The organism is Amycolatopsis sp. MtRt-6 (genome assembly GCF_017308975.1).
In the GTDB taxonomy this organism is placed as follows: domain Bacteria; phylum Actinomycetota; class Actinomycetes; order Mycobacteriales; family Pseudonocardiaceae; genus Amycolatopsis.
Genome location: NZ_JADWPD010000005.1, coordinates 349,665 through 361,062, shown reverse-complemented (window position 1 = coordinate 361,062; position 11,398 = coordinate 349,665). Strand labels below are relative to the sequence as shown.

At 71.5% G+C, this 11,398-nt stretch carries 14 protein-coding genes; 12 read left to right on the top strand and 2 right to left on the bottom strand.

Features of this window, described 5'->3' with window-relative positions:
- Together I4Q55_RS12415 and I4Q55_RS12410 are read right to left on the bottom strand one after the other, a co-directional pair.
- Positions 1–187, bottom strand: a 187-nt coding sequence (locus I4Q55_RS12415) for a hypothetical protein (protein WP_206787376.1), incomplete at its 3' end; no start/stop codon positions are given.
- 22 nt (positions 188–209) lie between these two features.
- On the bottom strand, positions 210–2,324 hold the full coding sequence (locus I4Q55_RS12410) for an ATP-binding domain-containing protein (RefSeq protein WP_206787373.1): 2,115 nt from the start codon (positions 2,322–2,324) through the stop codon (positions 210–212).
- Positions 2,325–2,447: 123 nt separating this feature from the next.
- On the opposite strand from I4Q55_RS12410, the gene rsmD reads away from it, so the two are divergent.
- From rsmD to I4Q55_RS12350, 12 genes are all read left to right on the top strand, one after another.
- Complete coding sequence (gene rsmD / locus I4Q55_RS12405; RefSeq protein ID WP_206787371.1) at positions 2,448–3,008, top strand: 16S rRNA (guanine(966)-N(2))-methyltransferase RsmD; 561 nt, start codon at positions 2,448–2,450, stop codon at positions 3,006–3,008.
- A 43-nt stretch (positions 3,009–3,051) separates the two neighbouring features.
- Positions 3,052–3,537, top strand: coding sequence for a pantetheine-phosphate adenylyltransferase (coaD, locus tag I4Q55_RS12400; RefSeq protein WP_206787359.1), 486 nt, complete (start codon positions 3,052–3,054; stop codon positions 3,535–3,537).
- Positions 3,538–3,663: 126 nt separating this feature from the next.
- On the top strand, positions 3,664–4,359 hold the full coding sequence (locus tag I4Q55_RS12395; protein ID WP_206787349.1) for a ribonuclease domain-containing protein: 696 nt from the start codon (positions 3,664–3,666) through the stop codon (positions 4,357–4,359).
- Positions 4,360–4,423: 64 nt separating this feature from the next.
- Entirely contained in the window at positions 4,424–4,924 is a 501-nt protein-coding gene (locus tag I4Q55_RS12390; RefSeq protein ID WP_206787347.1) for a SigE family RNA polymerase sigma factor, read from the top strand.
- On the top strand, positions 4,924–5,622 hold the full coding sequence (locus I4Q55_RS12385; protein WP_206787345.1) for a hypothetical protein: 699 nt from the start codon (positions 4,924–4,926) through the stop codon (positions 5,620–5,622). The genes I4Q55_RS12390 and I4Q55_RS12385 overlap by 1 nt, the downstream gene beginning before the upstream one ends.
- Before the next feature lie 113 nt (positions 5,623–5,735).
- Positions 5,736–6,464, top strand: coding sequence for a DivIVA domain-containing protein (locus I4Q55_RS12380; protein WP_206787343.1), 729 nt, complete (start codon positions 5,736–5,738; stop codon positions 6,462–6,464).
- 78 nt (positions 6,465–6,542) lie between these two features.
- On the top strand, positions 6,543–7,130 hold the full coding sequence (locus I4Q55_RS12375; RefSeq protein WP_206787341.1) for a DUF177 domain-containing protein: 588 nt from the start codon (positions 6,543–6,545) through the stop codon (positions 7,128–7,130).
- Between the two features lie 84 nt (positions 7,131–7,214).
- Positions 7,215–7,397, top strand: a complete 183-nt coding sequence (gene rpmF, locus I4Q55_RS12370) for a 50S ribosomal protein L32 (protein WP_013223689.1) — start codon at positions 7,215–7,217, stop codon at positions 7,395–7,397.
- 13 nt (positions 7,398–7,410) lie between these two features.
- Complete coding sequence (gene rnc, locus I4Q55_RS12365; RefSeq protein WP_206787330.1) at positions 7,411–8,160, top strand: ribonuclease III; 750 nt, start codon at positions 7,411–7,413, stop codon at positions 8,158–8,160.
- Positions 8,161–8,250: 90 nt separating this feature from the next.
- Positions 8,251–9,606, top strand: a complete 1,356-nt coding sequence (locus tag I4Q55_RS12360) for a polysaccharide lyase 6 family protein (protein WP_206787328.1) — start codon at positions 8,251–8,253, stop codon at positions 9,604–9,606.
- A 44-nt stretch (positions 9,607–9,650) separates the two neighbouring features.
- Complete coding sequence (gene mutM / locus I4Q55_RS12355; RefSeq protein ID WP_206787327.1) at positions 9,651–10,532, top strand: bifunctional DNA-formamidopyrimidine glycosylase/DNA-(apurinic or apyrimidinic site) lyase; 882 nt, start codon at positions 9,651–9,653, stop codon at positions 10,530–10,532.
- Between the two features lie 32 nt (positions 10,533–10,564).
- Positions 10,565–10,999 carry a helix-turn-helix domain-containing protein gene (locus I4Q55_RS12350; protein WP_206787325.1) on the top strand — a complete coding sequence of 145 codons (435 nt, stop codon included), beginning with the start codon at positions 10,565–10,567 and terminating at the stop codon, positions 10,997–10,999.
- The last annotated feature ends 399 nt before the right edge of the window (positions 11,000–11,398 follow it).

Sequence of the window (11,398 nt, the reverse complement as noted above, 5' to 3'; positions counted from 1 at the left end):
CGAGGGCTTCACCCATCTCCAGGTTCGCCACGCTGGTCCCGGCACCACTTCCTGCCACCACAGGCAACCACCACCAACCCAACACCCCCGACCAGCCACAACCACGATGAAACAACCCCAATGTGGCGTTGGGTGCGTTGAACGCACCGAAGGCCACATTGGGTGCGTTGAACGCACCGAAGGCCACATTGGGGCGCTGGGGGCCTCAGTCAGGCCGCGGGAATCCAGTCCGGGTTCGAGGCCAGCACGATCAGCTGCTGCGTCGCCCGGGTCAGCGCCACGTACAGCACCCGCCGGCCCGTCGTCGACTCGGTGATCAGGTCGTTCGGCTCCACGAGCACCACCGCGTCGTACTCCAGGCCCTTCGAATCCAGGCTGCCGACGACCTTGAGCCGCTCGTCCGCCTGCCCGGACAGCCAGCCCGCGACCTCCGGCACCCGGTCCATCGCCGTGATGACGCCGACCGTGCCCTCCACCGCGCCCAGCAGCTCCTTCACCGCCGCCTGCGTGGCCGCGGCCAGGCCGGCTGCCTCCACCGGGCGGACCTCCGGCTCGACCCCGGTGCGGCGGACCGCCACCGGCAGCTCACCGGACTCCGCGTGCCCGGCCACGACCTTCGCCGCCAGGTCGAAGATCTCCGCCGAGTTCCGGTAGTTCGTGCGCAGCGTGAACCGGCGCCGGGCCGTCTTGACGCCGAACGCCTGGTCGCGCGCCGAAGCCGCCTCCGCCGGGTCCGGCCACGAGCTCTGCACCGGGTCGCCGACCACCGTCCAGCTCGCGTACTTCCCGCGCCGCCCGACCATCCGCCACTGCATGGGCGACAGGTCCTGCGACTCGTCGACGACCACGTGCGAGTACTCGTCGTAGTGCTCCGGCCGCGTCGGCGCGCCGCCCGAGCGCTCCGGCTCGACCTCGATGACCTGGCGCCGCTTGCGCTTCGGCGGCGGCCCGACCAGGACGCGCAGCTCGTCGAGCAGCGCCACGTCCGCGATCGACCAGCCCCGCGACCGATCCGCGAAGTCCGCGGCCAGCATCGAGATCTCCTGGCGGTTCAGGATGCCCTTCGCCGCCGCGGCCAGCCGCTTCTCCTCGCCCAGCCACTTGAGGATCTGGGCCGGGTACAGCACCGGCCACCAGACGACCAGGAAGCGGTGGAAGTCGATCCGCTCGCCGAGGTCGGTGATCAGCTCGGCCCGGTCGATCTGCTTGCCGTCGGCCTTCGCGTGCTCCTCGGCCTTCGCGGCGAGGGCGTCCAGGAGCAGCTCGGCCGCCCGGATCCGCGACCGGTTCGGCGGCGCGCCCTGCGTGTGGGCCTTGCGGCGGACCTTCTCCAGCTCGCGCGCGTTCAGCTTCAGGACCTCGCCGCGGTAGACGATCCGCATCTCCTCCGGCGCCTCCGGCGGCGTGTCGCGCAGCGCCCGCAGCAGCACCTTCCGGATCCGCAGCGACCCCTTGACGGCGGCGAGCGGCGCCGCGTCCTGCCGCGTCGCCTCCAGGCCGTCGAGGACCTCGCCGAGTGCGCGCAGCTCGACGTTCGTCTCCCCCATCGAGGGGAGGACCCGCGAGATGTAGCTGGTGAACACCCCGGACGGCCCGACGACGAGCACGCCGGCCCCGCCGAGCTGACGGCGGTAGCGGTAGAGCAGGTAGGCGGCGCGGTGCAGGGCGACCGCGGTCTTGCCGGTGCCCGGCCCGCCGGTGATCTCGGTGACGCCGCGCCACGGCGCCCGGATGACCTCGTCCTGTTCCTTCTGGATGGTCGCGACGATGTCGCGCATCTTCTCGCCGCGCGAGCGCCCCAGCGCGGCCATCAGCGCGCCCTCGCCGACGATCTGCATGTCCTCGGGGACGGCGTCGGCGATCAGGACGTCGTCGTCGACGTCGAGGACGTTCTGGCCCGAGCAGCGGATCACCCGCCGCCGGACGACGTCCATCGGCTCCTCGGCGGTGGCCTGGTAGAACGCCGCCGCGGCCGGCGCGCGCCAGTCCGTGACGAGGTTGTCGAACTCGGCGTCGCGGATGCCGAGCCTGCCGACGTAGGTGCGTTCGCCCTCGCGGTCGTCGAGCCTGCCGAAGACGAGGCCCTCGTACTCGGCGTCGAGCGTCTGCAGCGTCTGGTTGGCGTGGTAGACCATCATGTCGCGCTCGAACAGCATCGACGCCTGCTCGAAGATCGCCTCGCGCTGCGCTCCCTGGCCGATCTCGTAGCCCTTCGTGCGCATGGCCTCGGCCTGGACCCGCAATTCGTCCAGACGGGTGTACACGCGATCGACGTGGGCTTGCTCGATGGCGATCTCGGCCCGTCTGACCCGAGGTTCGGACACGCATGGCTCCTTGACAGCTTTGGGATCGCCTCCGAGGGCGAAGAACGACTCTACGCGGTGGCCCGGGCGGGGACACCCGTGTCCCGGTCATCCGCGCCGCGTGCCGTCCCCCACAATCGGGGGGTGACCAGGATCGTGGCCGGGACGGCGGGCGGACGGCGGCTGAAGGTGCCGCCGAAGGGCACCCGGCCGACGTCGGAACGCGTGCGGGAAGCCCTGTTCAACGCCCTGGAGACGGCGGGCGAGCTGGACGGCGCCCGCGTCCTCGACCTCTACGCCGGCTCCGGCGCGCTCGGCCTCGAAGCCCTCTCCCGCGGCGCGGCGGACGCGTTGTTCGTGGAGTCCGACCGGCGGGCCGCCGACGTCCTGCGCGGCAACGTCGCGGCGCTGGGCCTGGGCGGCACGGTCCGGGCCGGGCCGGTCGAGGCCGTGGTCGCGGCCCCCGCGCCGGGCGCGTACGACCTCGTGCTCGCCGACCCGCCGTACGCCGTGGACGCGGCCGCGCTCGGGTCCGTGCTGGCCGCGCTGGCGGCGAACGGCTGGCTGGGGCCGTCGGCCCTGGTGGTGGTCGAACGCGCGGCCCGTGACGGCGAGCCGGACTGGCCGCCCGGCTTCGAGCCGGCCCGGGCGAAGAAGTACGGCGACACGGCCGTGTTCTGGGCGGAGTACACGGCTGTGGCGTGAACCACGCGGCGAAGACCGGGTGCGGCACGGTAGCGTCCGCGCCATGCGGCGTGCGGTCTGTCCCGGTTCCTACGACCCGGCCACCAACGGCCACCTCGACATCATCGAACGGGCCAGCCGGCTGTTCGACGAGGTCGTCGTCCTGGTGGGGGTGAACAAGAACAAGAAGGGCGTCTTCGAGATCGAGGAGCGCCTGGAGATCCTGGGCGAGATCACCGCGAAGCTGCCGAACGTCCGCGTCGACTCCTGGGAGGGGCTGCTCGTCGACTACTGCCGCGCGAACGACATCGCGGCGGTCGCGAAGGGCCTGCGCTCGGTCAGCGACTTCGACTACGAGCTGCAGATGGCGCAGATGAACCGCGAGCTCACCGGCGTCGAGACGCTGCTGATGGCGAACAACCCGGCGTACGGCTTCGTGTCCAGCTCGCTGGTCAAGGAGGTCGCCGCGCTCGGGGGCGACATCGAGCGCTTCGTGCCGCCGGTCGTCTTCGATCGGCTTTCGGAGAAGTTCCCGAAGCTCGGGCGCTGACCCCTCGCGGGGGAGTGTCCGGTTCCCGTCGATCGGCCCCCTCCGTTCGTCGGGTTTTCGGCCTCCAGCTGCGGGAGTTCACGTCGACGTCTCCTGAGGAACATCCGATCGGGTTACGGTCCGAAAATGACCAACTACCGATCACGCCTGGTCGCGGTCCTCTTCGCGCTCCTGGCCACGCTGTTCGCCGGGGTCACCACCGCCTCCGCGGCTTCCCCCGCCCTCACCGCCCAGAACGCTTGCGGGAACCTCTCCGGCTTCTCGCACACGACGCTCTCGGCGCTCCCGGCCGAAGCGACGACGACGTACAACCTGATCCAGCAGGGCGGGCCGTTCCCCTACCCGAAGAACGACGGCGTCGTCTTCGACAACCGCGAAGGCATCCTCCCGGCCTGCGCGTCGGGCTACTACCACGAGTACACGGTGCCGACGCCGGGTTCGAGCACCCGCGGCACGCGCCGCATCGTGACCGGCAGCGCCGGCGAGTACTTCTACACCGGCGACCACTACGCGACCTTCAAGGTCATCGACGTCGGCGGCGGCAGCGGCACGACCGCCTGCGGTGACCTGTCGGGCCTGGCGAAGATCGGCTACTCGCAGCTGTCGCCGGCCGCGAAGACGGTCGTGGACAACGTGCGGAGCGGCGCTTCGACCGGCACGACGTACGAGAACCGCGAAGGCGTGCTCCCGGCCTGCGCGTCCGGTTACTACCAGCTGTTCGCCGTCGGCACGAACGACCGCGTGATCTCCGGCAAGGCGGGCGAGCTGGCCTACACGCCCGACCGGTACGTCACCTTCAAGCGGATCGACCTGAACTCCTGATCCGGTGCAACGCCCCGCGCCCCCTCGTCCGTGAGGTACACCAGGAGACGGACGAGGGGGCGCGATGCGGGCAGCGGACGACGCGGACTTCCGGGAGTTCGCCCGTGTGCGGTCCCCGGCGCTGCGGAAGACCGCGTACCTGCTGTGCGGCGACTGGCACCTCGCGGAGGACCTCGTCCAGGTCACGCTGATCAAGCTGTACCGGGTCTGGCCGAAGATCACCCGCCGCGGCCCGGTCGACAACTACGCCCGCCAGGTCCTGCTGCGCTGCTGGCTCGACGAGCAGCGGCGGCCGTGGCGGCGCCGCGAACGCCGTGACGGCGTCGTGCCGGACCGGCCCGCGGCCGCGCCCGAGACCGGGATCTCCGGCCCGTTGCTGCGTGCCCTCGCCGAAGTGCCGCCGAAGCAGCGCGCGGCCGTCGTGCTCCGCTACTGCGCCGACCTGCCGGCGGCGCAGGTCGCCCAGGTGCTGCGGTGTTCGGAGGGGACGGTCCGCAGCCAGGCCGCCCGCGGGCTCGAGACGCTCCGGGGCGTGCTGGAGCACAGCACGGAGAGGAGCGCGTGATGACCGATCTCGAAACCCGGCTGCGCGAGGTGGAAGTCGCGGAGCCGCCGCTCGGCTTCGACCCGGACGAGGTCGCGGACCGCGCGGCCCGCCGCGTCCGGCAGCGGCGCGCGGGGATCACCTTTTCGGTCGTGGCCGCGGTCCTCGCGGCCGTGGCGGTGCTCGTCCCCGGATCGCCGCGGGTTTCCCCGGCCACCTCGGCCGTGCCGCCGTCCCTGGCCGAGCAGGCGCGGCTCCGGCAGGCCCTCACCGACGCCGTCACGCGGCTGTTCCCCGGGTTGCGGAGCCTGGCGGTCGGCACGTCCCCGGCCGACGCCATCGGCCCCGGCCGGATGGCGCTGACCGCCGCCTTCACCGACGCGGGCGGGCGGCCCGGGGACTTCCAGCTCACCGTGTACTGGCAGCGGCCGCAGGGTGACCGCATGCTCGTGGGCGCGTCCTGTGCGGACGCGGCGTCGATCGGGTTGCGCTGCGAGCGGATCCCGGAGCCCGGCGGGGCCGAGCTGCTGGTGCTCGAAAGCGCCTACGTGAACCCCGGGGGGCTCACGAAGCTGCGCGGCCTCAACGGCGTCCTCCGCCGGGCCGACGGCTCCGCGGTGACGCTCATGGACGCGGCCGACGACGCCGCCGACTCGGTGCAGCTGAGCAAGGAGCAGCTCATCCGCGTGATCACCGATCCGGCCTTCGTGCTGCCGTAGCGACCCCGGCGCCGGGCGTGGCCGAGGGGGACACGCCCGGCGCCGTGCGCCTTCACCGCTTCGGCGCCCGATGCGGGCAGACTGGTTCACAGCGACAGGGGATTGGAGTTGCCGTGTACCGGGTTTTCGAGGCGCTCGACGAGCTCGTCACCATCGTCGAGGAGGCGCGCGGCGTTCCGATGACGGCCAGCTGCGTCGTCCCCCGGGGCGACGTGCTCGAACTCCTCGACGACGTCCGCGACGCGCTGCCGGCGGAGATCGACGACGCCCAGGACGTCCTCGACAAGCGCGACGACCTGATCCACGCGGCCCGCAAGGAGGCGGGTGAGACGGTGGCGGGCGCGAACGCCGAGGCCGAGCGCGCGATCGCCGAAGCGACCGACGAAGCGGAACGCATCCTCGCCGACGCCCGCGCCCGCGCGGAGCAGATGCTCGCCGACGCCCACGACCAGGCCGACCGCACGGTGGCGGCGGGCCAGACGGAGTACCAGAACCTCACGGACCGCTCCCGCGCGGAGTCCGAGCGCATGATCCAGGCCGGCCGCGACGCCTACGACCGCGCGATCGAGGACGGCCGGGCCGAGCAGGCGCGCCTGGTGGCCCAGACGGAGGTCGTCCAGGCGGCGCACGCGGAGTCGGCGCGGATCGTGGACGAGGCCCACGCGGAGGCCGACCGCCAGCGCGCGGACTGCGACGCGTACGTGGACGGCAAGCTGGCGGAGTTCTCGGAACTGCTGGCGACGACCCTGCGGACGGTCGACTCGGGGCGCAACCACCTGCGCTCGCCGGCCAACCTGCCGAGCAGTGGCGGGCGGCCCACGCTGTACGACTATCAGGTGTGACGAGCTTCTCAGCTCCTCGCGTGAGGTCCGCGCCGCCCAGCTCAAAAGGGGTGGCGACCAGTGCGTACCCTGGACAGGATGTCCGAGAACAAGACCCCCCAGCTCGACGACCGCAGCCCGTGGGTGATCGACACCCGTGAGCTCGGCCGTCACGCCGGCCTCAGCCGCGCTCTTCAGCGCAGCGTGCCGGTGGAGACGCCGCTCGGCGTCCCCGACGTCATCACCATCGAAGCCGGCTCCGAGCTGGAACTCGACCTCCTCCTCGAGTCCGTCGTCGAAGGCGTCCTCGTCAGCGGCACCGCCCGCGCGACCGCGAAGGGCGCCTGCGCCCGCTGCCTCGACCCGCTGACCGAAGAGGTCGAGGTCGAGGTCCAGGAGCTGTTCGCCTACCCGGGGTCGGCCACCGAGGAGACCACCGAAGAGGACGAGATCCCCCGGCTGGTCGACGACCGGATCGACCTCGAACCCATCGTCCGCGACGCCGTCGTGCTGGCCCTGCCGCTGGCTCCGCTGTGCACCGAGGACTGCGCCGGGCTCTGCACGGACTGCGGCGTCAAGTGGGCCGATCTCGAGCCCGGACACGGGCATGAGAAGATAGACCCTCGGTGGGCCGCACTCGTCGAGCGCTTCGACGAGAACCCGGGCGAAAAGCCCGGGCCCAGCTGAGCAAGCCTGACGAGCGCCCCAGCTCGTTCCGGAGGAAAGTTCGCTCGCACGACCGCGAGCAGACCGTCATAAGGAGATCTACTCGTGGCCGTCCCGAAGCGGAAGATGTCGCGATCCAACACGCGCTCCCGCCGCAGCCAGTGGAAGGCGGCTCCGGTGCAGCTGGTGCCCTGCTCCAACCGCGCCTGCAAGCAGCCGAAGCTCCAGCACATCGCGTGCCCGTCGTGCGGCCAGCACAACGGCCGCCAGGTCGTCGAGCCCGCCTGATCGGACAGCCGACATGGGGGGCAAGACGCCCGGGGGACCCGCAGCCGATCCGGCGCCGTTGCTCGAAGCGCTCGGGGTCACCCTCGACCCCGAGCTGCTCCGGCTTTCGCTGACCCACCGTTCGTACGCGTACGAAAACGGGGGGTTGCCGCCGAACGAGCGGCTGGAGTTCCTCGGTGACGCCGTGCTCGGCCTCGTCGTCACCGACCACCTCTACACCACGCACCCCGACCTGCCCGAAGGTCAGCTCGCGAAGCTTCGCGCCAGCGTCGTCAACATGCACGCACTGGCGCGGGTGGCGCGCGGGCTCGGCGAGGGCGGGCTCGGGGCGCACCTGCTGCTCGGCAAGGGCGAAGAGCTCACCGGCGGCCGGGACAAGGCGAGCATCCTCGCCGACGGCCTCGAAGCGGTGATCGGCGCCGTGTACCTCGAACACGGCATCGAGATCGCGCGCAAGCTCGTCCACCACCTGTTCGACGGCCTGCTCGCCGAAGCGCCGCTGCGCGGGGCCGGGCTCGACTGGAAGACGAGCCTGCAGGAGCTGACCGCGTCGGCCGGCCTCGGCGTGCCCGAGTACAAGGTCGAGGACACCGGGCCCGACCACCGCAAGGAGTTCACGGCCACGGTGCTCGTCGCCGGCCGTGCCCTCGGCCACGGCACCGGGTCGACGAAGAAGGAAGCCGAGCAGAAGGCCGCCGAGACGGCCTGGCGTTCGCTGTCCGCCGAACTCGAGGCGCAGAAGCAGGCCGAACCGGAGTCCTGATCAGCGGGAACCCCCGTTGACGGCGCCGCCCTCCCCTCCGTAGCTTGGTGATCATCCGCCGCGCTCGTACTCACTGGAGAGGTAGGGCGGATGCGTCTGTTCTTCGTACCCCTGATCGCCGCGGCGCTCGTCGTCGTTCCCGGCCCGGCGGCGTCGGCCGCGCAGGTCCGCGTCACGTCGCTCGCGGCGCTGCAGTCCGCGATGGACAAAGCGAACCCCGGTGACACGATCGTCCTCGCCGACGGCAGTTACTCCGCGGGCTCGACGTTGTCGATCAGGCGGTCCGGCAGCAGCTCGGCGCCCGTGACGATCGCCGCGGAGCACTCCGGCCAGGCCACCATCACCGGCTCGAAGACGTTCGCCTTCGCGAGCGGCGTCTCGAACGTGGTGCTGCGCGGGTTCAGGTTCCGGGGCAGCGCGGCGCTGACCGTCCCGGCCGGCGCGTCGAACAACCGCTTGACCCGCAACGACTTCCAGCTCACGAGCGACGGCAACTGGGTCACGGTCAGCGGCGACGACACCGTCGTCGACCGCAACGTCTTCCAGAACCGCACCAGCGAGGGCGTGTTCCTGCAGATCCTCGGCCCGTCGGGCGCCATGGCCCAGCGCGTTCACGTGCACCACAACTACTTCTACAACCACCAGTTCACCGGCAAGAACGGCGGCGAGTCGATCCGGCTCGGGCTGAGCAACCGCCAGTCGTACACCGCGAACGCGCTGATCGAGAACAACCTCTTCGAGAAGGCCGACGGCGACAGCGAGGCGATCTCCGTCAAGTCGTCCGGCAACGTGTTGCGGTACAACACGATCCGGGACAGCAGGGGCTACATCGTGCTGCGCCACGGCAACCGCAGCACGGTCGAGGGCAACGTGCTCTTCGGCTCGGGCATCCGCTTCCACGGCAACGACCACAGGATCGTCGGCAACTACGTCGCGAACTCCGGCGACCGCGCGATCGTCTTCGGCTCCGGTGACGAAGCCGACAGCGGGCCGGCGAGCAAGCTCCACGACCGGCCCGACCGCGTGACGGTCGCGTACAACACGGTGCTGGGCAGCTCGTCGGTGATCGACGGCGACGGCGGGGACTTCAAGCCGAAGGACTGCGTGGTCGCGGACAACATCGTCAAGGGCACCTCGGGCACGCTGGTGACGCTGCCGAGCGGGTCGGTCGTGAAGTACGAGGGCAACATCACCTTCGGCGGCACGGCGGGGATCCCGTCGCGGAACGTCGACCCGAAGCTGGTCAAGGACGCCGCCGGGCTCTACCGGCTGTCCCCGGGCAGCCCGGCGATCGACACGGGCGTGGGGTCGTACCCGTGGGCGGCGAAGGACTTCGACCTGCAGGCCCGGACCGGCACGTTCGACGTCGGGGCCGACGAGTACTTCGCGTCGGGCACGACCCGGGTCCCGCTGACGAAGGCCGACGTCGGACCCACTGCTCCGTAGGTGTCTTTTCAAAAACTGTCATACCCCCCGGGCACAATGGCCGTATGCCCGAACTTCCCGAGGTCGAAGTCGTCCGCCTGGGCCTGCAGGCGCACGTCGCGGGGCGGACCATCCGCGAGGCGGAGGTCCTGCACCCACGCGCCATCCGCCGGCACGCCCTGGGCGCGGAGGACTTCACGCAGCGGCTCGCCGGCACCCGCGTCGAGGCGGCGCGGCGCCGGGGCAAGTACCTGTGGCTGGAGCTGTCCGACAAGGAGGCGCTGCTGGCCCACCTCGGCATGAGCGGGCAGATGCTCGTCCAGCCGGAGGACGCGCCGGACGAGAAGCACCTGCGGGTGCGGCTGCGCTTCGACGACGACGGGCCGGAGCTGCGCTTCGTCGACCAGCGGACGTTCGGCGGCCTGGCGCTGGACGACCTGAACGACGTGCTCCTCCCGGACACGATCGCGCACATCGCCCGCGACCCGATGGACCCGGAGTTCGACCTCGACGCGGCGGTGCGCGCGCTGCGGTCGCGGCGCACCGAGGTCAAGCGGGCGCTGCTCGACCAGACGCTCGTGTCGGGCATCGGCAACATCTACGCGGACGAAGCGTTGTGGCGCGCCCGCCTGCACTGGTCCCGCCCGACGGAGAAGCTGACGATGGCGAAGGGCCGCGAGCTGCTGTCGGCGGCGTCCGACGTGATGAACGCGGCGCTGGGGGCGGGCGGCACGTCGTTCGACGCGCTGTACGTGAACGTCAACGGGCAGTCGGGGTACTTCGACCGGTCGCTGGACGCTTATGGACAGGAGGGGATGCCGTGCCACCGGTGCGGCACGGCGATCCGGCGGGAGCCGTTCATGAACCGTTCGTCGTTCTCGTGCCCGCGGTGCCAGCCACGACCGAGGCGAACTCGGGTTGATATTGGGGGTGCGCCTTTCAGCTAGGATGAATATGCCTGGTAGCTGAGGAGTGCATCGTGGTCAAGGAGCCCGGAAAGTCGACGCTGGCCGACAAGATCGACCGGCTGTTCCACGTGGTGCGCCGGCCCGATCGGGAGCCGTACAGCAACGAAGAGGTCGCCAAGGCCTGCCGCGAAGCGACGGGCGAGAGCTTTTCGACGACGTACTTGTGGCAGCTGCGCACGGGCCGCCGCGACAACCCGACCAAGCGCCACCTCGAAGCACTGGCCCAGTTCTTCGGAGTCCCCCCGGCGTACTTCTTCGACGACGAGCAGAGCCGCAGGATCGCGGAGGAGCTGGCCCTGCTGGGCGCCCTGCGCGACGCGGGGGTGAGGGACCTGGCGTTGCGCGCGGTGACCCTGTCCTCGGACGGCCTGGACACGATCAGCGACATGATCGACGCGATAGCCCGCAGGGAGGCAGGCCGCGGCGGCCCGAAGAAGGAGGGCTGAGGGTTCCGCGGCCCCGGGAACGGTGGTCGGCAGGCGGCGGGTCGTTCGTGGGGACCACGCCTGGCCGCGGGTTGTCGCCGCAGGTTGCCGGCGTGGTGCCGTGCGGGGGCTTACGGGTTGTCGCTGCGGTGCCGCGTGCGGGTTGTCGCCGCGGAAGCGTGCGCGAGCTGCGAACTGTCGCCGCGGTGCGGTGCGGGGGCTTGCGGGCTGCCGCCGCGGTGCCGCTTGCGGGCTGCCGCCGCGGTGCCGTGCCCGCGCTTGCGAGCTGCCGCCGCGGGTTGCCGATGCCGGTGTGCCCCTCCCTCCGCGGACCCTCGTGCGGACGTGCCCGGTATCGTCGCGGGGGCGCCGGTCCGGCCTCCGAACCGCCTGCGGGGAACCACTTCCCGGATCCGCGCG